The sequence below is a fragment of the Pseudoxanthomonas sp. LjRoot127 genome (assembly GCF_964253495.1).
Classification (GTDB): Bacteria; Pseudomonadota; Gammaproteobacteria; order Xanthomonadales; family Xanthomonadaceae; genus Pseudoxanthomonas_A.
Genome location: NZ_CAXUQR020000001.1, coordinates 780,953 through 803,586, shown reverse-complemented (window position 1 = coordinate 803,586; position 22,634 = coordinate 780,953). Strand labels below are relative to the sequence as shown.

At 68.1% G+C, this 22,634-nt stretch carries 19 protein-coding genes; 18 read left to right on the top strand and 1 reads right to left on the bottom strand.

Going from position 1 to position 22,634, the window contains the following annotated elements; genetic code table 11:
• The first annotated feature begins 271 nt into the window (after positions 1 to 271).
• The 15 genes from mraZ to lpxC all read left to right on the top strand — a co-directional run bounded on the left by mraZ (position 272) and on the right by lpxC (position 16,989).
• Positions 272 to 718, top strand: a complete 447-nt coding sequence (mraZ, locus tag ACSQ19_RS03840; RefSeq protein WP_296278484.1) for a division/cell wall cluster transcriptional repressor MraZ — start codon at positions 272 to 274, stop codon at positions 716 to 718.
• Positions 715 to 1,683: a 16S rRNA (cytosine(1402)-N(4))-methyltransferase RsmH gene (gene rsmH / locus ACSQ19_RS03835; RefSeq protein WP_436000138.1), complete on the top strand. Its 969-nt coding sequence runs from the start codon at positions 715 to 717 to the stop codon at positions 1,681 to 1,683. The genes mraZ and rsmH overlap by 4 nt, the downstream gene beginning before the upstream one ends.
• Positions 1,680 to 1,943 carry a cell division protein FtsL gene (ftsL, locus tag ACSQ19_RS03830; protein WP_296278482.1) on the top strand — a complete coding sequence of 88 codons (264 nt, stop codon included), beginning with the start codon at positions 1,680 to 1,682 and terminating at the stop codon, positions 1,941 to 1,943. Before rsmH ends, ftsL begins: the two co-directional genes overlap by 4 nt.
• Positions 1,940 to 3,787 (top strand): peptidoglycan D,D-transpeptidase FtsI family protein, encoded by a 1,848-nt coding sequence (locus ACSQ19_RS03825; RefSeq protein ID WP_296278481.1) that lies wholly within the window; start codon positions 1,940 to 1,942, stop codon positions 3,785 to 3,787. The genes ftsL and ACSQ19_RS03825 overlap by 4 nt, the downstream gene beginning before the upstream one ends.
• Positions 3,788 to 3,795: 8 nt before the next feature.
• Entirely contained in the window at positions 3,796 to 5,268 is a 1,473-nt protein-coding gene (locus tag ACSQ19_RS03820; protein WP_436000135.1) for a UDP-N-acetylmuramoyl-L-alanyl-D-glutamate--2,6-diaminopimelate ligase, read from the top strand.
• Positions 5,265 to 6,644, top strand: coding sequence for a UDP-N-acetylmuramoyl-tripeptide--D-alanyl-D-alanine ligase (locus ACSQ19_RS03815; protein WP_296278479.1), 1,380 nt, complete (start codon positions 5,265 to 5,267; stop codon positions 6,642 to 6,644). Before ACSQ19_RS03820 ends, ACSQ19_RS03815 begins: the two co-directional genes overlap by 4 nt.
• A complete protein-coding gene (mraY, locus tag ACSQ19_RS03810; protein WP_296278478.1) occupies positions 6,634 to 7,719 on the top strand; it encodes a phospho-N-acetylmuramoyl-pentapeptide-transferase in 1,086 nt (361 codons plus the stop codon). The genes ACSQ19_RS03815 and mraY overlap by 11 nt, the downstream gene beginning before the upstream one ends.
• Complete coding sequence (ftsW, locus tag ACSQ19_RS03805) at positions 7,719 to 9,032, top strand: putative lipid II flippase FtsW (RefSeq protein ID WP_436000132.1); 1,314 nt, start codon at positions 7,719 to 7,721, stop codon at positions 9,030 to 9,032. Before mraY ends, ftsW begins: the two co-directional genes overlap by 1 nt.
• Positions 9,033 to 9,040: 8 nt before the next feature.
• A complete protein-coding gene (gene murG / locus ACSQ19_RS03800; RefSeq protein WP_436001087.1) occupies positions 9,041 to 10,126 on the top strand; it encodes an undecaprenyldiphospho-muramoylpentapeptide beta-N-acetylglucosaminyltransferase in 1,086 nt (361 codons plus the stop codon).
• Positions 10,126 to 11,577: a UDP-N-acetylmuramate--L-alanine ligase gene (murC, locus tag ACSQ19_RS03795; RefSeq protein WP_296278571.1), complete on the top strand. Its 1,452-nt coding sequence runs from the start codon at positions 10,126 to 10,128 to the stop codon at positions 11,575 to 11,577. Before murG ends, murC begins: the two co-directional genes overlap by 1 nt.
• Positions 11,574 to 12,536 carry a D-alanine--D-alanine ligase gene (locus tag ACSQ19_RS03790; protein ID WP_436000130.1) on the top strand — a complete coding sequence of 321 codons (963 nt, stop codon included), beginning with the start codon at positions 11,574 to 11,576 and terminating at the stop codon, positions 12,534 to 12,536. Before murC ends, ACSQ19_RS03790 begins: the two co-directional genes overlap by 4 nt.
• Positions 12,533 to 13,315, top strand: a complete 783-nt coding sequence (locus ACSQ19_RS03785) for a cell division protein FtsQ/DivIB (protein ID WP_436000128.1) — start codon at positions 12,533 to 12,535, stop codon at positions 13,313 to 13,315. Before ACSQ19_RS03790 ends, ACSQ19_RS03785 begins: the two co-directional genes overlap by 4 nt.
• Entirely contained in the window at positions 13,312 to 14,547 is a 1,236-nt protein-coding gene (gene ftsA, locus ACSQ19_RS03780) for a cell division protein FtsA (protein WP_055940270.1), read from the top strand. Before ACSQ19_RS03785 ends, ftsA begins: the two co-directional genes overlap by 4 nt.
• Positions 14,548 to 14,632: 85 nt before the next feature.
• Entirely contained in the window at positions 14,633 to 15,859 is a 1,227-nt protein-coding gene (ftsZ, locus tag ACSQ19_RS03775; protein ID WP_296278474.1) for a cell division protein FtsZ, read from the top strand.
• 215 nt (positions 15,860 to 16,074) lie between these two features.
• The gene (gene lpxC / locus ACSQ19_RS03770; protein WP_296278473.1) at positions 16,075 to 16,989 is read left to right on the top strand and encodes a UDP-3-O-acyl-N-acetylglucosamine deacetylase; all 915 of its coding nucleotides are present in this window, start codon (positions 16,075 to 16,077) and stop codon (positions 16,987 to 16,989) included.
• A 201-nt stretch (positions 16,990 to 17,190) separates the two neighbouring features.
• Here the strand turns inward: lpxC and ACSQ19_RS03765 are convergent, their stop codons facing one another.
• Positions 17,191 to 17,658, bottom strand: a complete 468-nt coding sequence (locus ACSQ19_RS03765) for a DUF721 domain-containing protein (protein ID WP_296278472.1) — start codon at positions 17,656 to 17,658, stop codon at positions 17,191 to 17,193.
• An 8-nt stretch (positions 17,659 to 17,666) separates the two neighbouring features.
• Here ACSQ19_RS03765 and ACSQ19_RS03760 point away from each other — a divergent pair, with 8 nt between their 5' ends.
• From ACSQ19_RS03760 to ACSQ19_RS03750, 3 genes are all read left to right on the top strand, one after another.
• Entirely contained in the window at positions 17,667 to 18,617 is a 951-nt protein-coding gene (locus ACSQ19_RS03760) for a M23 family metallopeptidase (RefSeq protein WP_296278471.1), read from the top strand.
• Positions 18,618 to 18,788: 171 nt separating this feature from the next.
• Entirely contained in the window at positions 18,789 to 21,539 is a 2,751-nt protein-coding gene (secA, locus tag ACSQ19_RS03755; RefSeq protein WP_436000124.1) for a preprotein translocase subunit SecA, read from the top strand.
• 115 nt (positions 21,540 to 21,654) lie between these two features.
• Positions 21,655 to 22,605 (top strand): Nudix family hydrolase, encoded by a 951-nt coding sequence (locus ACSQ19_RS03750; protein WP_436000122.1) that lies wholly within the window; start codon positions 21,655 to 21,657, stop codon positions 22,603 to 22,605.
• Positions 22,606 to 22,634: the final 29 nt, after the last annotated feature.

Here is a 22,634-nt window from a genome sequence, read left to right as displayed (position 1 = left end):
CGCGGACGAGACGGGATGTGAAACGACGGTCACCTCACTGAATCGTCCCTCAATCTCAAAATTTGAGACGAAACAGCAACTTGTGGATAAGGCTTGAACAAGTCTCTGAAGTTTGCTGCAAGCCATTGATCCGCCAAGTGATTTAAGCGGTCGTTTCCTGTTGACAACCCTGTGCGCGCTGCTAATGTGGGCAACAGAGGGAAAACCGGGTTTTCAGTGGTTTTTCGTGGTTCAATTGATCGCTCATTCGCGCGTCGGGAAGGCAGGGGCAGTGTTTCAGGGTGAGACCGCCATCACAGTGGACGACAAGGGACGGCTCGCGGTGCCCACCGCGTACCGTGACCTCGTCGCGCGCGAGTGCGGCAACCGCCTGGTGATCACCTACAACCCCTTCGAGGGCGGCAGCCTCTACCTGTACCCCGAGAAGGTCTGGCAGCGCGTCCGTGATGAGGTCAGCAAGCTGCCCAGCACCCAGAAGGCGCACCGCAGCCTGCAGTTGAAGCTGATCGGCGCCGCGTCGCCGGTCGAGCTGGACGGCAATGGCCGCATCAGCATCCCGGCCAGCCATCGCAGCGCGGTGGGAATCGAGAAAAAGGCCGTGCTGCTCGGCATGGGCGAGAAGTTCGAACTCTGGAGCGAACAGGCGCACCACGCGCAGATCCGTCAGTCCCTCACCGACGACGATCTGAGCGCACACATGCTCGAGCTGCGCTTGTGAGCAAGGGTGACGGCAAGCGGCAGTCCGCGCCGGCCGATCACCTCCCCGCGCTGCACTTGCCGGTGTTGTACACGCAGGTCATGGAAGGGCTGCAGGTGAAGGAGGACGGAACATATCTGGACGGCACCTTCGGGCGTGGAGGCCACGCGCGCGGCGTGCTGCAACACCTCGGCCCGGGAGGCCGGCTGCTGGTGATGGACAAGGATCCCGAAGCGATCGCCCATGCCGAACGGATGTTCGCGGGCGATGCGCGCGTGTCGATCTTCCGCGGCAGCTTCGCGTCGCTGGCCGAGTGGAATGAAACCGCGGCCGGCCTGGACGGCGTGCTGCTGGACCTGGGCGTGTCCTCGCCGCAACTCGACGTGGCCGAGCGCGGCTTCAGCTTCGGCAAGGACGGTCCGCTCGACATGCGCATGGATCCCGAATCGGGCGAAAGCGCGGCCGAGTGGATCGCGCGCGCCGACGAGCGCGACATCGCCGACGTGCTGTGGACCTACGGCGAAGAGAAGCAGAGTCGCCGCATCGCGCGCGCCATCGTCGCCCGTCGCGCCACGCAGCCCTTCATGCGCACCGCCGACCTGGCAGGCGTCATCGCCTCCGTGATGCCGCGCGGGGAGAAGATCCATCCCGCCACCCGCAGCTTCCAGGCGATCCGCATCCACATCAACCGCGAGCTGGCGGATTTGGAAGCGGGTCTCGATGCGGCCCTCATGCGCCTGAAAGTCGGCGGCCGGCTGGCTGTCATCAGCTTCCATTCGCTGGAAGACCGCATCGTCAAGCAGTTCATCAACCGGCACGCCAAGGCGCCGCCGGCCAACCGCCGCCTGCCGGTGGCGCTGGACTTCACGCCGACCCTGCGCGCCATCGGCGGTGGGCAGAAGGGCGAGCTCGACGAAGTGTCCTCGAACCCGCGCGCCCGCAGCGCCGTGCTGCGCGTGGCCGAGAAGCTGGAGGTGGCCGCATGAGCCGCTTCCTGATCGCCGTGCTGGTGCTGGCGAATATCGCCTCGGCGATCGGCGTGGTGTATGCACGCCATCGCCACCGCGTGCTGTTCGATGAAGTGACGCGGCTGGAGCGCGCACGCGACGAACTGAACGTCGAATTCGGTCGCCTGCAGCTTGAGCAGGCCACGGTCGCCGAAGCGACCCGGATCGACCAGATCGCCCGCGTGCGCCTGGGCATGAAGTCGCCGGAAGCGGCGGATATCGTGGTGGTGCGTCCATGAACGCCGCGCCGGCCAAGAACCGCAACCGCGCGCGCTTCAACCTGCGCGGCCGCCTGGCACTGGTGCTCGGCGCCATGGGCCTGTGTTCGATCAGCCTGGTCGGGCGCGCGGCGTACGTGCAGCTGATCAACCACGATTTCTACCAGCGCCAGGGCGATGCGCGTTTCCTGCGCGAGATTCCGATCCCGACCTCGCGCGGCATGATCACCGACCGCAACGGCGAGCCGGTGGCGGTGTCCTCGCCGGTGGAATCGGTATGGGGCAACCCGCAGGAACTGCTGAAGGCGCCCGACCGCCTGCCGGAACTCGCGCAGGCGCTGGGCGTGCCGCTCGACCACCTGACCAACCGCCTGTCGCAGAAGGCCGACAAGGAGTTCCTGTACCTCAAGCGCCGGATCAATCCGGACGAGGCGCAGAAGATCCTGGCGCACAAGATTCCCGGCGTGTTCTCGCAGCGCGAGTTCCGCCGTTTCTATCCGCAGGGCCCCGCGATGGCCCACGTGCTGGGCTTCACCAACATCGACGACCGCGGGCAGGAAGGCCTGGAGCTGGCCTTCGACGAGTGGCTCAGCGGTACGCCGGGTGCGCAGAAGGTGATCCGCGACAACCGCGGCCGCATCGTCGAGAACGTGGACCTGATCCGCTCCGCGCAGCCGGGCAAGGACCTGACGCTCAGCATCGACCGCCGCATCCAGTACCTGGCCCACCGCGAACTGCGCAATGCGCTGCTCGAGCACCAGGCCAGCAGCGGCTCGATCGTGATCATGGACGTCGCCACCGGCGAAGTGCTCGCGATGGTCAACCTGCCGACCTACAACCCGAACGCGATCGAGCGGGTGAAGCCGGATGCGCGCCGTAACCGTGCGCTGACGGACATGATCGAGCCCGGCTCGACGATGAAGCCGCTGACCGTATCGACCGCGCTGAAGGCCGGGGTGGTCACGCCGTCGACGCTCGTCAACACCAACCCCGGTTACATGGCGTTGAACAGCCGGTACACCATCCGCGACGTGCCGCGGAACAACGGTGTGCTGACCGTCACCGGCGTGATCACCAAGAGCTCGAACATCGGCTCGATCAAGATCGCGGAGAAGCTGCCCAACGCCTACTTCTACGAGAGCATCCACAGCTTCGGCTATGGCCAGAAGCCGGGCAGCGGTTTCCCGGGCGAGTCCGCCGGCATGCTGGCGCCGCCGGACCGCTGGAATGGCTTGCAGAAGGCGACCATGTCCTACGGCTATGGCCTGGCGGTGACGCCCCTGCAGATCGCGCGTGCCTACTCGGCATTGGGCAACGGCGGCAGGCTGGTGACGCCCACGTTCGTGAAGGGCCAGCGCAGCGAGGCGCCGCAGGTGCTGGACCCGGCGATCGCGCACGAGGTCGTCGGAATGATGGAAACCGTGGTGACGCAGGGCGGCGCCAAGCGCGCGGGCGTGCTCGGTTATCGCGTGGCCGGAAAGACCGGCACGGCGCGCATCGCGTCCGGTGGCGGGTACGCGAAGGGGCGCTACGCGTCGTTCTTCGCCGGTCTGGTGCCGGCCAGCAATCCGCGCTTCGCCGCCGTCGTGGTGATCAACGACTCCCAGGAAGGCGGCTACTACGGTGGCCTGGTGGCCGCGCCGGTCTTCCATGACGTGATGGACGGGACGCTGCGTCTGATGGACGTGCCGCCGGACGACATCGAGGCGTGGCTCGCCGCGCAGGCGAAGAACGCGGGCAAGCAGGACGGCGGCGTGCCCGCACCGGCACCGGCGCCGGTCCCCGACGATGCCGTCGACACGATGGATCCCTCCGCTTTCGATACCCCGCATGCAGCGGCGCCCGCCACGGGGGCCACGCGATGAGGCGGATGATGGCGCTCGCCGAACTGCTGCCCGACGTGGATGTGCCGCGCGACATCGTGGTGCGTGGCCTGACGCTGGACAGCCGCAGCGTGCAGCCCGGCGACGCGTTCGTCGCCATTGCCGGCTTCGGCGCGCATGGCCTGAACTTCGCCGCGCAGGCGCAGGAGAACGGCGCGAGCGCGATCCTGTTCGAACCGCCCGTACCCGATGGCCTGGAAGCGCCGCGCGACGCGATCGCCGTTCCCGGGCTGCGCATGCGCATGGGCACCATGGCCGACCGTTTCCACGCCGCGCCGTCGCACGACATGAAGATGGTCGGCGTCACCGGCACCAATGGAAAGACGTCGACCGTACAGCTGCTGGCGCAGGCCTGGCACCTGCGGGGCGTGCGTTGCGCGACCGTCGGCACCCTCGGCGCCGGCATGTACGGCGAAGTGGTGCCCACCGGTTTCACCACGCCGCTGGTGTTGCAGATGCATGCGCTGCTCGCGCAGTTCCGCGATGCCGGCGCGAAGGCGGTGGCGATGGAAGTCAGCTCGCACGCGCTCGACCAGGGGCGCGTGGACGCGGTGCATTTCGATGTCGGCGTATTCACCAACCTGACGCGCGACCACTTGGACTACCACGGCGACATGGAGCGCTACGGGGCGGCCAAGGCACGGCTGTTCTCGCGCGAAGGCCTGAAAGCCGGCGTCATCAACCTCGACGACGCCTACGGCCGCGACCTGTTCGCGCGCCTGCCGCATGGCGTGCAGCGCATCGGCGTCAGCTCGCGCGGCCAGGCGGACGCGAGCGTGCGGGCAGACGCGCTGCGGCTGGATGGCAACGGCATCGCATTCGACCTGATGGTCGGCGACGACGTGCAGGCGGTGCAGTCGCGGCTGCTGGGGCGCTTCAACGTGGACAACCTGCTGGCCGTGGCCGGCGCGCTGCACGCACTGGGCGATACCCCCGCCGACATCGCACGCACGCTGTCGCGGCTGGCGCCGATCCACGGTCGCATGAACCGCCTCGGCGGCGACAGCGACGCGGCAGGCCAGCGTCGCCCGCTGGTGGTCATCGACTACGCGCATACGCCCGACGCGCTGGAACAGGCGCTGGCCAGCCTGCGCGACCACGTGCAGGGGAGGTTGTTCTGCGTGTTCGGCTGCGGGGGCGACCGCGACACCGGCAAGCGCCCGCAGATGGCCGCCATCGCCGAGCGCCTGGCCGACGTGGTGCTGGTCACCGACGACAACCCGCGTACCGAAGACGGCGACCGCATCGTCGCCGACATCATGGCCGGCTTCGCGACCCCGGGCGCGGTGCTCGTGCAGCGCGACCGCGCGCAGGCGATCGCACGCGCGGTCACGCTGGCCGGACCCGACGACATCGTGCTGGTGGCCGGCAAGGGCCACGAGCCCTACCAGGAAATCCATGGCGTGAAGCATCCGTTCGACGACACCGCCGTGGCGCGCCAGGCGCTGGAGGACCGTCGATGAAGCGGCTTCCCTTGTCCCTGCTGGCGCACTGGGCGGGCGGCGAATTGCTGGGCGACGATCTGGTGATCGGTTCGCTGACCCACGATACCCGCACGCTGGTGCCGGGCAGCCTGTATGTGGCGCTGCGCGGTGAGCGCTTCGACGGCCACGATTTCGCCTACGACGCGGCCATGCGGGGCGCCGCCGCGGTCCTCGTGGACCACGAAGTGAAGGTCGAGGTGCCGCAGGTGGTCGTGCCGGATACGTTGCTGGCGCTGGCGCGGATCGCGGCCGGCCTGCAGCGCGACCGCGTGGAGAAGACGGTCGCGATCACCGGCAGCAACGGCAAGACGTCGGTGAAGACGCTGGTTGTGTCGATCCTGCAGCGCGCCGGCGTCACCTACTTCAATCCGGGCAACCGCAACAACGAGATCGGCCTGCCGATGGCCGTGATCGACGCGCCGGACGATGCCGACTTCTCGGTGTACGAGATGGGCGCGGGCAAGCCGGGCGACATCGCCTATCTGACCGACATCGTCACGCCCGAAGTGGCGCTGGTGAACAACATCGCCGCCGCACACCTGGAACGGCTCGGCTCGCTGATGGGCGTGGCCGAGACCAAGGGCGCCATCTACGAGGCGCTGCCGGCCGACGGCACGGCAGTGATCAATGCCGACGATGCGTTCGCCGAGTACTTCGCCAGCCGGGTGCCGGACCGCCGCATCCTGCGCTTCGGCCTGGAAGCGACCGCCGACCTGACCGCGCGCGACATCCGCGCGACCGATGATGGTTCCGACTTCGTGCTGGTGGCGCCGCACGGCGACGTCGCGGTGCAACTGCACCTGCCCGGTCGCCACAATGTGCTCAACGCACTGGCCGCCGCCGGCATCGCGATGGCCTGCGGCGTATCGCTGGCGATCATCGCCGAGGGCCTGTCCGCTGCGCAGCCCGTGGCGGGCCGGCAGGTCGCGCGCACCTTGCCGAACGGCGCAGTGGTGATCGACGACAGCTACAACGCCAATCCCGGTTCGCTGGTGGCCGCCATCGACACCCTGGCGGCGGCGAGCGCGCAGGCCGGCGGTGAGGGCTGGCTGGTGCTGGGCGACATGCGCGAACTGGGCGACGACGCCGAAGCGCTGCACGCCGACGCCGGTCGTCGTGCCAAGGCTGCCGGCCTCCGTCGTCTCTATGCGCTGGGACCCCTCAGCGCGGCCGCGGCCGCCGCATTCGGCGAGGGGGCGCAGGCCTTCCAGGACCACGCCTCGCTCGCGGCCGCCTTGCGCGCCGATCTGCGGACGGGCGTGCGCTGCCTGGTGAAAGGGTCGCGCGGCAGCGCGATGGACCGGATCGTCGCCGCCTTGCTGTCCACCGGGGAGGACACACCGCATGCTGCTTGAACTGGCTCGCTGGCTGCAGAGCCTGGAAAACTTTTTCGGCCTGTTCGGCTACCTGACGTTCCGCGGCATCCTGGCCGCACTGACGTCGTTGGCGCTGTCACTGTGGCTGGGCCCGGCGGTGATCCGCAAGCTCGGCCAGCTGAAGGGCGGCCAGCCGATCCGCACGGACGGTCCGCAGTCGCACTTCTCCAAGGCCGGCACGCCGACGATGGGCGGTGCGCTGATCCTGATGACCGTGCTGCTGTCGGTGCTGCTGTGGGGCGACCTGCGCAACAAGTACGTGTGGGTGGTGCTGCTGGTGATGCTGACCTTCGGCGCCATCGGCTGGTATGACGACTGGATCAAGATCGTCAAGCGCGACCCCAACGGCCTGAAGTCGCGCTGGAAGTACCTGCTCCAGTCGATCTTCGGCCTGGCCGCGGGCCTGTACCTGTACCTGTACGCCGACGTGCCGGCGGCGACGACCTTCTACGTGCCGTTCTTCAAGTCGATCGCGCTGCCGCTGGCGGGCATCGGCTTCGTGGCCATCGCCTATTTCTGGATCGTCGGTTTCTCCAATGCGGTCAACCTGACCGACGGCCTCGATGGCCTGGCGATCATGCCGACGGTGCTGGTGGCGTGCGCGCTGGGCGTGTTCGCCTATGCGTCCGGCAATGCGGTCTTCTCCAGCTACCTGCAGATCCCGCCGGTGCCGGGGGCGGGCGAGCTGACCATCATCTGCGCGGCCATTGCCGGGGCCGGGCTCGGCTTCCTGTGGTTCAACACCTATCCCGCCATGGTCTTCATGGGCGACATCGGCGCGCTGGCGCTGGGGGCCGTGCTGGGCACCATCGCGGTGATCGTCCGCCAGGAACTGGTGCTGGTGATCATGGGCGGCATCTTCGTCATCGAGACGCTGTCGGTGATGATCCAGGTGGCGTCGTTCAAGCTGACCGGCAAGCGCGTGTTCCGCATGGCGCCGATCCACCACCACTTCGAACTGAAGGGCTGGCCCGAGCCGCGCGTGATCGTGCGCTTCTGGATCATTTCGGTCGTGCTGGTCCTCGTCGGCCTGGCCACGCTGAAGGTGCGCTGATGAACGACGCGCCACGCCAGGCCACGCGACTGGACGCCATCGGGGGCCGTTTCGATCCCTGGTTGCTCGGCGCCATGCTGGCGCTCGCCTCGCTCGGCGTGGTGATGGTCGCGTCCGCGTCGATCTACCAGCACGGCAATCCGTTCTACTACCTGATCCGCCACGGCATGTTCCTGGTGGCGGGCGCGGGCCTGGCATGGTGGGTGACGCGTACCGAACTGAAAAGCATCGAGGCGCGCAACCAGGTGCTGCTGCTTGGCTGCGTGGTGCTGTTGCTGCTGGTATTCGTGCCGGGCCTGGGCGTGAGCGTGAAGGGCGCGCACCGCTGGATCAACCTGGGGGTGTCAAACTTCCAGGTGGTCGAGGTGGTGAAGGTGTTCTTCATCGTCTGGCTGGCCAGCTACCTCGTACGTTTCCGCGACGACGTCAGCGCGACCTGGAAAGCCATGCTCAAGCCGTTCGGCGTGGCGCTGACCCTGGTCGCCCTGTTGCTGCTGCAGCCCGACTTCGGCTCATCCACGCTGCTGCTGGCGATCACCGCCGGCATGCTGGTGCTCGGCGGCGTGAACATCCTGCGCATCGTGCTGCCCGGCATCGGCCTGGTCATGATGCTGGCGATGCTGGCGGTGGCGGCGCCGTACCGCCTGCGCCGCATCACCTCGTTCACCAATCCCTGGGACGATCCGTTCGGCAGCGGGTACCAGCTGACCAATGCCCTGATGGCGATCGGGCGCGGCGAATGGAGCGGCATCGGCCTGGGCGGTTCGGTGCTGAAGCTCAACTACCTGCCGGAAGTGCATACCGACTTCATCTTCTCGGTGATCGGCGAGGAGCTCGGTTTCGTCGGCGTGTGCCTGGTGATCGCGCTCTATGCGCTGCTGGTCGGCCGCGCCTTCGTGATCGGCCTGCGCTGCGTCGAAATGCGTCGCCACTTCGCCGGGTACGTCGCCTTCGGCGTGGCGCTGTGGATCGGCATGCAGAGCTTCGTCTCGATGGGCGTGAACCTGGGCCTGTTGCCGACCAAGGGCCTGACCCTGCCGCTGATCTCGTCGGGCGGGTCCAGCATCCTGATGACCTGCGTGGCGATGGGCCTGCTGCTGCGCGTGTCGTACGAACTGGAACGCACGCAGCGCCAGGTCGCCTTGCGTGGCGAAGCCGCGCAGGGCGCCGGCGAGGCGCCGCGGGCGCCGGCCGAGCCGCGTCCCGCCAGCCCCGCACCGGCGACCGCTGCCGGCGTCTCGCTGTCGCAGACCCTGCGCGGCACCAGCCGCCTGCACGCGCGCGTCGAGCCGACGTTCGAGAGGCTGGCATGAACGCGCCGATGCATGCCCCCGTGATGATTATGGCCGGCGGAACCGGCGGCCACATCTTCCCCGCGCTGGCCGTGGCGAAGGTGCTGCGCGCGCGCGGCGTGCCGGTGGTCTGGCTGGGCGCCGATGGCGCGATGGAAACGCGCCTGGTGCCGCAGCACGATATTCCGCTGGATACGCTGGCCATCAGCGGGTTGCGGGGCAAGGGCAAGCTCGCGCTGCTCGGCGCGCCGGTCCGCATCCTGCGCGCGATCCGCGCCGCCGGTTTCGTGTTGCGTCGCCGGGTGCCGCGCGCCGTGGTGAGTTTCGGCGGCTTCGCGGCAGGTCCCGGGGGCGTCGCTGCGCGCCTGATGGGCGTGCCCCTGATGGTGCACGAACAGAACCGCGCGGCCGGATTCACCAACCGCATGCTGGTGAAGGTCGCTCGCCGCGTGATGACGGGCTTTCCCGGCGCCTTCCCGGCGCGCGAGGAAGTCGTCGGCAATCCAGTGCGCGACGAAATCGCGGCATTGCCCACGCCATCCGAACGCCTGGCGGGCCGCGGCGGTCCGCTGCGCGTGCTGGTGCTGGGTGGAAGCCAGGGCGCGCGTGCCTTGAACCTGGCGGTACCGAAGGCGATCGCGGCGTTGCCGCCGGGCAGCCTCGAAGTGCGCCACCAGTGCGGCGAAAAGCTGCGCGACGAAGCCGCAAAGGCCTATGCGGATGCGGGCGTGGCGGCCAGCGTCGAAGCCTTCATCACCGACATGGCGGCGGCGTATGCGTGGGCCGATCTGGTGGTCTGCCGCTCCGGCGCTTCCACGCTCGCCGAGCTGTGCGCGGTCGGCGTGGGCAGCGTGCTGGTCCCGTTCGCGCAGGCCGTCGACGACCACCAGACCCGCAATGCCGAATACCTGGTCGAGCGTGGTGCGGCCGTGCTGCTGAAGCAGGACGACACCTTGGCCGAAACCCTGACGGCGGCGCTGCGCCCGCTCATCGCCGACCCAGGCAAGCGCATGGCGATGGCGCAAGCCGCGCGCGCACTGGCCAGGACCGATGCGGCCGACCGCATCGCCGACATCATTCTCGAGGAAGCCATTGAAATGAGGACGCAGGCATGATGATGGCTGCTGCACGCGAGCGCCGCCTGCAACACACCGGCAACCTGGCCAAGGAGTTCCGCCGGGTGCACTTCGTCGGCATCGGCGGCTCCGGCATGAGCGGCATCGCCGAAGTGCTGTGCACGCTGGGCTACGAAGTCTCAGGTTCGGACAACGCCGACAACGCCGCGACCCGTCGGCTGGCGTCGCTGGGCGCGCGCGTCATGCGCGGCCACAACGCGTCCAACGTGCTGGGCACCGACTGCGTGGTGGTGTCCAGCGCCATCAAGCACGACAACCCGGAGCTGATGGAGGCGCGCAGCCAGCGTATCCCGATCGTGCCGCGTGCCGCCATGCTCGCGGAACTGATGCGCTTCCGCCGCGGCATCGCCGTCGCGGGCACGCACGGCAAGACCACCACCACCAGCCTCGCCGCCGCCGTGCTGAGCGAAGGCGGCCTGGACCCGACGTTCGTCATCGGTGGCCAGCTGCTCGCCGCCGGCGCCAACGCCAAGCTCGGCGACGGCCAGTGGCTGGTGGCCGAGGCCGACGAAAGCGACGGCAGCTTCCTGCGCCTGAATCCGCTGATCTCCGTCGTCACCAACATCGACGCCGATCACCTGGAAAACTACGGCAACGACTTCGAGCGCGTGAAGGCGGCGTTCGCCGAGTTCCTGCAGCGCCTGCCGTTCTATGGCCTGGCCGTGCTGTGCATCGACGATCCGGAAGTGGCCGCCATCGCGGCGGACACGCCGCGCCACGTGATGAGCTATGGCTTCGCCGAGAACGCCGACGTGCGCGCCGAGGACGTCGAGCAGGAAGGCGGTCGCATGCACTTCACCCTGCGCCTGCCGGAGGACGCCAGCATCCGCGTCAGCCTGGCGCTGCCCGGCCGCCACAACGTGCAGAACGCGCTGGCGGCCGCCGCGATCGGCTGGCAGCTGGGCGTTTCGCCGGAGAACATCGCGGCCGCGCTGGAGAAGTTCGCCGGCATCGGCCGCCGCTTCAACGACCTCGGCGAAATCACCACGTCGCAGGGCGCGCGCGTGCAACTGGTCGACGACTACGGCCATCACCCGAAGGAACTCGCCGCCGTATTCGCCGCCGCGCGTGGTGGCTGGCCGCACAAGCGCCTGGTCGTCGCGTTCCAGCCGCATCGTTACAGCCGCACGCGCGACCAGTTCGATGCGTTCGCGGCCGTGCTGTCGGAAGCCGACGCCCTGGTGCTGAGCGAGGTCTATCCGGCCGGCGAACAGCCAATCGCCGGCGCCGATTCGAAGTCGCTGGCGCGTGCGATCCGTGCCCGCGGCCGCAACGAGCCGGTGGTGGTCAGCCAGGTCAGCGACCTGGTCGACGTGCTGCCCGACGTCCTGCAGGACGGTGATCTGCTGCTGCTGATGGGTGCCGGCGACATCGGCCACATGTCGCAGCACATCGCCGCGCACGGATTCACCGGCAAGGACACCGCATGAACGACCTGACCGTTCCGCCGCTGCGCATCACCGATGCTTCGCGCTTCGGCCGTGTGGCCGTGCTGCTGGGCGGCGCGTCCAGCGAGCGCGAGGTGTCGCTCAACTCCGGGCGGAACGTGCTCGACGCGCTGCTCGCGCGCAGCGTGCAGGCATTCGCCGTCGACGGCGTGCCTGCGCTGATCGAAGCGATCCGCGCGGGCAAGGTCGACCGCGTCTTCAACATCATGCACGGCGGCGATGGCGAGAACGGCGTGCTGCAGGGCCTGCTGCAATCGCTCGGCGTGCCGTACACCGGCCCCGGCGTGCTGGGTTCGGCGCTGACGATGGACAAGATCCGCACCAAGCAGGTGTGGCAGGCCGCGGGTCTGCCCACTGCGACGTTCGTGCGTATTCCGGCCGGTGGCGATCTGGTCGCCGCAGTGCGCACGCTGGGCTTCCCGGTGTTCGTGAAGCCGTCGGCCGAAGGGTCGAGTGTCGGCGTGTTCCAGATCATCGGCGAAGACCACCTGGCGCCCGCCGTGGCCTTCGCCTCTTCGTATTCCGGCGAACTGCTGGCCGAGCAGATGCTGACCGGTGGCGAATTCACCGTCGCCATCCTCGGTGATCTGGCACTGCCGTCGGTGCGCATCGCGCCGGCCAAGGGCTGGTACGACTACCACGCCAAGTACATCGCAGAGGACACGCAGTACCTGTGCCCGGGCCTGGACGACGCCGGCGACGAAGCGCGAATCCGTGCGCTGGCGCTGGACGGCTTCCGCGCCGCGGGTTGCACCGGCTGGGGCCGCGTCGACGTCATGCGCCACGCCGACGGCCGCTTCCTGCTGATGGAAGTGAACACCGCGCCCGGCATGACCAGTCATTCGCTGGTACCGAAGGAAGCCGCGCAGGTCGGCATCGGTTTCGAAGAGCTGTGCTGGCGCATCCTTGAGCAGACGGTGCCGGAGGTGGCGGGCCGATGAACGCCGCCCTGCGCATCCTGACGTGGCTGCTCGCGCTGGCGCTGGTCGCGCTGCCGGTCGTCGCCGTCGTCAACGGCTGGATCGGCGCCGACCGGTGGCCGCTGAGCAAGCTGCGCGTGCAGGGCGAACTGGCGCGCGTCGATGCGGCGCAGCTGCAGGCGGCGGTGCTACCGCACGCGCGGCGCGGCTTCTTCGCCGTGCGGCTGGAAGACGCCAAGCGCGCTGTCGAACAGTTGCCGTGGGTCGAACGCGCGGATGTCCGCAAGCGCTGGCCCGACGTACTGGAAGTGCGCATCACCGAACACAAGCCGTTCGCGCGCTGGGGCGACGACAAGCTGCTGTCCGAACACGGCCGCCTCTTCCCGATGCCGAAGGAGCTCACCGGCCTGGACCTGCCGCAGCTCGGCGGCCCCGAGTCGCAGGTGCAGGAAGTGACCGCGCTGTACAACGAATCGCGCCAGCTGTTCGCGCCGATGGGCCTGGACGTCACCACGCTGGTGATGGATGCGCGCGGCAGCTGGTCGCTGCTGCTGGGCAACGGCACGCAAGTGGTGGTCGGCCGCGCCGACGCGCGTCCGCGCCTGGGCCGTTTCGCACGGATGCTGCCGCAGCTGCTCGCCACCCAGGCGCAGCCGCTGGTGCGCGCCGACCTCCGCTACACCAACGGGTTCGCGCTCAGCTGGGGCGAGGCGCCGAAGGCGCCGCCACCGGCCGCGACACCGACTCCATTGCCTGCGCCGATCGCGGTCGCGGGTCGTCTTCTGCAGGGCATTACATGAATCGCAAGGGTGACAAATCGCTGATCGTCGGGCTGGACATCGGCACCTCCAAGGTGACGGCGCTGGTCGGCGAGTACGCGCCGGGCAATCCGATCGAGGTGATCGGCATCGGCTCGCACGAATCGCGCGGCCTGAAGCGCGGCGTGGTCGTCGACATCGAATCCACGGTGCAGTCGATCCAGCGTGCGATCGAAGAGGCCGAGCTGATGGCCGGCTGCGAGATCCGCTCGGTCTACGCGTCGATCTCCGGCAACCACGTGCAGTGCCGCAACTCACCGGGCATCGTGCCGATCCGCGACGGCGAAGTGACCTGGGGCGACCTGGACCGCGTATTGGAGGCAGCCAAGGCGGTCGCGATCCCGGCCGATCAGAAGATCCTCCACGCCATTCCGCGCGAGTACAAGCTGGACAACTCGCAGGAAGGCATCCGCAATCCGGTCGGCATGACGGGCGTGCGCTTGGAGGTGGACGCGCATCTGGTGTTCTGCGCGCAGTCGGCGGCCGCCAACATCAGCAAGTGCGTGCAGCGCTGCGGCCTGCAGATCGACGACCTGATCTTCTCCTCGCTGGCCTCCAGCGTCGCCGTGCTGACCAGCGACGAGCGCGAGCTTGGCGTGGTGCTGGTCGACATGGGCGCGGGCACCACCGACCTCGCGGTGTTCGTGCAGGGTGCGATCTGCCACACGGCCTCGCTGCCTATCGCCGGCGACCAGGTCACCAACGACATCGCGCACATGCTGCGCACGCCGACACCGGAAGCCGAACAGATCAAGGTGCGCTACGCCTGCGCGCTGGCCCAGCTCGCCACGGCCGAAGAAAGCATCCAGGTGCCGAGCGTGGGCGACCGCCCGCCGCGCCGCCTGCCGCGCCACGCGCTGGCGCAGGCCGTACAGCAGCGCTACGAGGAGATCTTCGAGATGGTGCAGGCCGAACTGCGCCGCTCGGGCTTCGAGGAGCGCGTGCGCGCGGGCATGGTGTTGACCGGTGGCGCCGCGAAGATGGAAGGCGTTGTCGAGCTGGCCGAAGAGATGCTGCAGATGCCCGTGCGCGTCGGCATCCCGCAGCACGTCACCGGGCTGGGCGAAGTGGTCGGCAACCCGGTGCATGCCACCGGCGTGGGCCTGCTGCTGATGGGCAGCCAGATCGAACATCCCCGGCGTCCGTCGTTGCCCACGGGCAAGGCGGGCAGCTGGTTCAAGAAACTGCAGAACTGGTATCGCGGCGAGTTCTGAGTGAGGCGACATCCTCCGCGAAGTTGAAGGCGTCACGACGTTCGTTCCACCAGCACCACATAACTAAATAAACGAGGACAAGGACATGGCACATTTCGAACTGGTTGAAAAGATGGCCCCGAATGCAGTGATCAAGGTCGTGGGCGTGGGCGGCGGCGGCGGCAACGCCGTGGCGCACATGGTCAACGGCAGCGTGGATGGCGTGGAGTTCATCACCGCCAACACCGATTCGCAGGCGATCAAGAACTGCGGCGCCAAGCTGCAGCTGCAACTCGGCAGCAACGTCACCAAGGGCTTGGGTGCGGGTGCGAATCCGGAAGTCGGCCGCCAGGCCGCACTGGAAGACCGCGAGCGCATCATCGACGCGCTGGACGGCGCCGACATGGTGTTCATCACCGCCGGCATGGGCGGCGGCACCGGTACCGGCGCCGCGCCCGTCGTGGCACAGCTGGCCAAGGAGATGGGCATCCTGACCGTCGCCGTGGTCACCAAGCCGTTCCCGTTCGAAGGCCGCCGCCGCATGCAGGTCGCGCTGAAGGGCATCGAGGAACTGAGCCACCACTGCGATTCGCTGATCACCATCCCGAACGAAAAGCTGATCACCGTGCTGGGCCGCAACGCGACGATGATCCAGGCCTTCCGCGCCGCCAACGACGTGCTGCTCGGCGCCGTGCAGGGCATCGCCGACCTGATCGTCCGCCCGGGCCTGATCAACGTCGACTTCGCCGACGTTCGTACCGTGATGAGCGAGATGGGCCTGGCCATGATGGGCACCGGCAGCGCCCGCGGCGACGACCGAGCGCAGGCGGCCGCCGAGGCCGCGATCCAGAACCCGCTGCTGGACGACGTCAACCTCAACGGTGCCAACGGCATCCTGGTCAACATCACCGCCGGCCCGGACTTCACGATGGCCGAGTTCGACGAAGTCGGCCGCACCATCGAAGGCTTCGCTTCGGAAGACGCGACGGTCGTGGTCGGCACCGTGCTCGATCCGGACATGCAGGACGAAGTGCGCGTGACCGTGGTCGCCACGGGCCTGAACCGCAACGCCGCCCGCCAGCCGGTCGGCCGTGGCGGCGACCTGCGCGAGCCGATGCGCGCGCCGATCAAGCTGGTCCGCGACGCCACCACCGGCATGCCGATCGACGACGGCTTCTCGATGGATCCGATCAGCGCCGCCACCAGCGGCCTGGGCCTGCGCCGTGGTTCGGCCTCGCCCGCGCCGTCGGCCCCCGCGTCGGCACCCGTCGCAGCGGAGCTGCCGTCCGACTACCTGGACATCCCGGCGTTCCTCCGCCGCCAGGCGGACTGATCACGCAACACCCTCCCCGCAAGGGGAGGGGCCGTATTGCTGCATCGCCCTGTCCTTTTGCTGCCGGACCTTCGCCGGTCCGGCAGCCCTTTCCCGACGGCGCTACCAGGCCGTTGTTGCAGGCGTGGGACAGACCGGTTCTTCCGTTAAGATTCAGTGGCCTGCGTGATATTCTCGCTGCCCCCTCAGGTTCCCCCCACCTGCGATCCCCTCCGATGGCCCAGCAACGCACCCTCAAGAACGTGATCCGCGCGACGGGCGTGGGGCTGCACAGTGGCGAAAAGGTCTACATGACCCTGCGCCCGGCCCCGGCGGATACCGGCATCGTGTTCCGGCGCGTCGACCTGTCGCCGGTGGTGGAGATTCCCGCGAGCGCCGATCTGGTCACCGAGACCACGCTGTGCACTGGCCTCACCTGCGAAGGTGCGAAGGTGCAGACCGTCGAACACCTGATGTCGGCGATGGCCGGCCTCGGCGTCGACAATGCCTACGTTGAACTGTCCTCGGCCGAGTTGCCGATCATGGACGGCTCCGCGGGTCCGTTCGTGTTCCTGATCCAGTCCGCCGGCATCGCCGAGCAGGACGCGCCGAAGCGCTTCATCCGCATCCTGCATACGGTGGAGGTCACCGACGGCGACAAGGTGGCGCGCTTCGAGCCTTACGACGGCTTCAAGCTGGGCTTCACGGTCAAGTTCGATCATCCGATGATTCCGGCCTCGCAGTCGCGGGCGGAAGTGGATTTCTCCACCGGCGCGTATGTCAAGGAAGTCGCACGTGCACGCACGTTCGGTTTCATGCGCGACCTGGAATACATGCGCGAGCGCAACCTCGGCCTCGGCGGTTCGATGGACAACGCCATCGTGCTCGACGAGTTCCGCGTGCTGAACGAAGATGGCCTGCGCTACACGGACGAATTCGTCCGCCACAAGATCCTGGACGCCATCGGCGACCTCTACCTCGCCGGCCGCCCCATCCTGGGCGCCTACGAGGGCTTCAAGTCGGGCCACGCACTCAACAACAAGCTGGTCCGCGCCCTGCTTGCCCAGACCTCGGCGTGGGAAGAAGTGACGTTCGAAGACCGTACCGCGCCGTCGCCGGTCACGTACGCGGCCCCCGCCCTGGCCGTCTGAGACCTCCGTCCCGTCGGGACGGTGAATCCGTTGTCGCCCGGTTTCCCACCCCCGTCACGCGTGCGCGCGCGATTCGTTACGCCTTGGCGAAACTGTGACCTCGGTCAGGAAATGGGTCCGGAAATAACGCGGCCTTAACTTCTGGCTAACGCTCCGACCAGCGGTGGCCGGTACCATGCCCCGTCCCTCGTGATGGCCGAGTCAATTTTTCCGCCGACCACGATGACTGCCGCGATCGGCAGGCGTACCGGCGGAGTCCGGTTCGGACAGGAGGTCGAGGGCCGCTTGCAGCCCTTTGCGGGACGCCTCCGATACGGGTACGACCGGGTTCTGCGCAGGCTTGATGACCGACGCGGGGCTTGTCTTGGCGGTGACTTCGGTGACCGCCAGTCCGATGGATTGGGCCACGTTGATCAATTCGGGTGCCGCCAGGCGAAGCCGGGCGTTCCACACGGGGGAGTCGACGATAAAAACGAGCCGCTTGCCCGCCACGTTCGCCAACCGGCAATGCGGCGCGAGGGCAGGCGGAAGGCAGGGGCGAAGCTGCTGTTCCAAGGCGTCGAGCCACATGGCACGACGCACCGGGTCGGTGGCGGCATCCGTCAGGGCAGCCTGCAGGGCAGGTTGCGCGATGCCGGCGCGGCGCGGCTTGGACTTCGAATCAGACATCGGTATCTATGAGCTTTAAGACCATCGTAAACAATTCGCGTACCTGGTGGGCTCATGCGTCCGCCCATGGCGCCTATCGCATCCGCCTCGCGTTCCACGCACGTCCGCTGGCCAGTGCCGCGGTGCTGGTCGCCGCCGGCCTGCTGGTCGGCGCCGCCGGACGCAGCGCTGCCGGCATGGCCCAGGTGTCGCTGCTGCAGGCCAAGGCCGAGCAGCGCGATACCGAACTGGACCAGGTCCGTCGCGGCGCGCAGCAGGAAATCAACGCCATGGCCGCGCGCCTGGGCGAACTGCAGGCGCAGGCCAATCGGCTCAACGCGCTGGGCGAGCGGCTCACCCGCGTGGGCCAGCTGCAGGACGGCGAGTTCGACTTCAACGAGCCGGTCGGCGTCGGCGGCAACGACGTGTCGTTCGACATGAAGCCTGCCGACCTGAAGGACGGCGTGGACAAGCTAGAGCAGCAGTTCGCCGCCTCCGGTCGCCAGTTGTCTGTGCTGGAAGCGCTGCTGTTCAACCGGGAGCTCGACAAGAATGCGACCCCGGGCCGCATGCCGATCGCCAACAGCTACATCACCTCCGGTTTCGGCGGTCGCGCCGATCCGTTTGGCGGCGGCGGCCAGAACCACAAGGGCATCGACTTCAAAGCGCGTGTGGGCGATCCGGTGCTGTCGGTGGCCGATGGCGTGGTCAGCTTCGCGGGCGTGAAGGGTGGCTACGGCAACGTGATCGACGTGGACCATGGCAATGGCTACGTGACCCGCTATGCGCACAACTCGCGCCTCAGCGTGCGTGCGGGCGACCTGGTGCGCGTGGGCCAGGAAGTGGCCAAGGCCGGCTCGACGGGCCGCTCCACCGGCGCGCACGTGCATTTCGAGGTGTGGGAGAACGGGCGCGTGGTCAATCCGCGCAAGTTCCTGGGCGAAGGCCCGACGCCGGTCGGGCAGGTCAAGCGCGGCTGATCCGCGCGGAACCAATCGGGGGCGGGGCGGTCTGACGGCCCGCCTTGATTCCCCGGGCGGCGCCCCAAGCTACAATACGGTGTTGCCAGACAGGGCGCCTTGCGCCCTGTTTCGTTTTGGGGCCGCACACGCTGCGCCGCCCCGGCGTCCTTTTCCTTTCCGGTTCCCTACATGATCAACAACCTGCTCACCCGTGTCTTCGGCAGCCGCAACGAGCGCCTGCTCAAGCAGCTGCACCGCACCGCCGACAAGATCAACGCGCTGGAAGCAGAGCTGCAGAAGCTCACCGACGAGCAGCTGAAGGCGAAGACCCCGGAGTTCCAGCAGCGCATCGCGGGCGGGGAATCGCTCGACAAGATCCTGCCGGAAGCCTTCGCCGTCTGCCGCGAGGCCAGCCGCCGCGTCCTGGGCATGCGCCACTACGACGTGCAGCTGATCGGTGGCATGGTGCTGCACCTGGGCAAGATCGCGGAAATGCGCACGGGTGAAGGCAAGACGCTGGTCGCCACGCTGCCCACCTACCTCAATGCGCTAGAAGGCAAGGGCGTGCACGTCGTCACCGTGAACGACTACCTGGCCCGCCGCGACTCCGCATGGATGGGCCGCCTGTACAACTGGCTGGGCCTGAGCGTGGGCGTCGTCTACCCGGGCATGCCGCACGGCGACAAGCAGGGCGCCTACGCCGCGGACATCACCTACGGCACCAACAACGAGTTCGGCTTCGACTACCTGCGCGACAACATGGCGATGTCGCGCGCCGACCGCTTCCAGCGTGGCCTGCACTACGCCATCGTCGACGAAGTCGACTCCATCCTGATCGACGAGGCCCGCACCCCGCTGATCATCTCCGGCCCGGCCGACGAATCGCCGGAGCTGTACATCCGCGTCAACCGCATCGTGCCCCAGCTGATCAAGCAGGAGAACGAGGAAGCCGAAGGCGACTACTGGGTCGACGAGAAGGGCAAGCAGGTGCACCTGTCCGAAGCGGGCATGGAGCATGCCGAGGAACTGCTGCTGCAGGCCGGCATCATCAGCGAGGAAGAGCCGCTGTACGGCGCCAACAACCTGTCGGTCGTGCACCACCTCAATGCCGCCCTGCGCGCGCATGCCATCTACCAGCGCGACGTGGACTACATCGTGCGCGATGGCGAAGTGGTCATCGTCGACGAGTTCACCGGCCGCACGCTGGCGGGTCGCCGCTGGTCCGACGGCCTGCACCAGGCGGTCGAGGCGAAGGAAGGCGTGCCGGTGCAGCGCGAGAACCAGACTCTGGCCAGCGTGACGTTCCAGAACCTGTTCCGCATGTACAACAAGCTGTCCGGCATGACCGGTACGGCGGATACGGAAGCCTTCGAGTTCCAGAGCATCTACGGGCTGGAAGTCATCGTCATCCCGACCAACCGCCCGACCGTGCGCAAGGATTCGCCCGACCAGGTGTTCCTCAACCGCCAGGGCAAGTTCAAGGCGGTGCTGGCCGACATCCAGGACTGCTACCAGCGCGGTCAGCCGGTGCTCGTCGGCACGACGTCGATCGAGACGTCGGAAATGCTGTCCGACTTCCTCAACAAGGCCGGCGTGCCGCACGAAGTGCTCAACGCCAAGCAGCACGAACGCGAAGCGCACATCGTCGCGCAGGCGGGTCGCCCGGGCGCGATCACCATCGCCACCAACATGGCCGGCCGCGGTACCGACATCGTGCTGGGCGGTTCGCTGGAAGCCGAATACGACGCACTCGGCGAAGACGCCGATGAAGCCGCGCGCGCGGCGGTGAAGGCCGAGTGGCAGAAGCGCCACGACGCGGTGAAGGCGGCGGGCGGCCTGCACATTGTCGGCACCGAACGCCACGAATCGCGCCGCATCGACAACCAGCTGCGCGGCCGTTCGGGCCGCCAGGGCGATCCGGGTTCGTCCCGCTTCTACCTGTCGCTGGAAGACAACCTGATGCGCATCTTCGCCTCGGACTGGGTCCAGAAGGCGATGAAGCTGATCGGCATGAAGGAAGACGACGTCATCGAGGACAAGCTGGTCAGCCGGCAGATCGAGAAGGCGCAGCGCAAGGTGGAGGCGCACAACTTCGACATCCGCAAGAACCTGCTGGACTTCGACGACGTCAACAATGACCAGCGCAAGGTCATCTACGCCCAGCGCGACGAACTGCTCGATGCGGAGTCGGTGAAGGACAACATCGACGGCATCCGCGGCGACGTGGTCGCCGAGACGGTGGGGCGCTTCGTGCCGCAGAACTCGGTGGACGAGCAGTGGGACCTGCAGGGCCTGGAGCGCGAGCTCGGCGAGGAAATGGGCATCGACCTGCCCGTGTCCCGCTGGCGCGAAGAGGCCGAGGAACTCGATGCGGAGATGATCGAGCGCCGCGTGCAGGACGCCATGGACCAGCATTTCGCCGACAAGGAAGCGGCGATCGGCGACGAGACCATGCGTGCGCTGGAGAAGCACATCATGCTGACGGTGCTCGACAAGAACTGGAAGGAACACCTTGCGCGGATGGACTACCTGCGCCAGGGCATCCACCTGCGCGGGTACGCGCAGAAGCAGCCGAAGCAGGAATACAAGAAGGAAGCCTTCGAACTTTTCTCCAGCATGCTGGAGCGGGTGAAGAGCGAAGTCGTCACCCTGCTGTCGCGCGTGCGCATCCGCAGCGAGGAAGAGGTCGCCGCGCTGGAAGCCCAGGAACGCGCGATGGCCGAAGCGCAGGCCCGGCAGATGCAGTTCCAGCACCAGGACGCGGGCGGGTACAGCGCCGACGAGGAAGCTGAGCAAGCACAGCGCCAGGCGGAACAGGGCGGTTACATGCAGTCGGGCCCGATGCCGGCGCAGCGCGACACCCCCAAGGTGGGCCGCAACGACCCGTGCCCCTGCGGCAGCGGCAAGAAGTACAAGCACTGCCACGGCCAACTGGACTGAGGCATCGCCTATCGCCTGTCGGAAAAGCCGCGCACTGCGCGGCTTTTCTTTTTGCGGGTCCGGGCATCTGCGCGCCTATTTGCGTCTACCTGCCGGTTCCCGGCAAGCTTCCTCCATGCCCACCCCGTTGCGCTCCATCCATGTCATGGCCGCCGTCATCACCGACGCGCGCGGCCGCATCCTGCTCGCCCGCCGGACCGAGGGGCGCGATCTGGCGGGACGCTGGGAATTCCCCGGCGGCAAGCAGGAGCCCGGCGAGAGCCCGGAGGAGGCGCTGGTGCGCGAATTGCGCGAGGAACTCGGCATCGAGGCACGCGTGGGCGAGCCCATCATCAGCGTGCCGCAGCAGTACCCCGACAAGCGCCTGTGCCTGGACGTGCGGCACCTGACCGGCTGGACCGGCACCCCGCGCGGGCACGAGGGGCAGGCCCTGGCCTGGGTCGCGCCCGACAAGCTGGCGCGCTACGACATGCCGCCCGCCGACCGCCCGGTGGTCGCGGCCCTGCTGCAGCCAGACCGTTATCTCGTGACGCCGGAACCCGCCGATCCGGCACGCTGGCTGGCCGCGCTGGAGCAAGCCCTGTCGAACGGTATCCGTCGCGTGCAGGTGCGCGCGCGCAGCCTGTCGGGCGAGGCGTGGAAGACGCTGGCGCGAGATGCCGTCGTGCGCTGCCGTGATGCCGGAGCGGCGGTGCTGCTCAATGGCGACATAGAGCTGGCGCAGGAACTGCAGGCCGGCGTGCACCTGCGTGCCTCGCAACTCGACGCCCTCGCGGCGCGGCCCTTGCCGGACGGTCTGCCGGTGGCGGCGTCGTGCCATACGCCGGACGAACTGCAGAAGGCGCAGGCACTGGGGTGCGATTTCGCCGTCGTGGGCAGCGTGCATCCGACTCCCAGCCATCCCGGCGGCCAGGCGATCGGGTGGCAGGGGTTCGTCCACCGGCGCGAACGCGTGTCGTTGCCGATCTATGCCATCGGCGGCATGGGAACCGCCGACATCACCGAAGCCCGGCGGCATGGCGCACAAGGCATCGCGGCCATCCGCGGACTGTGGCCCACGACATAGCGCATCGCGGGCATGGCCCGCTCCTAAAA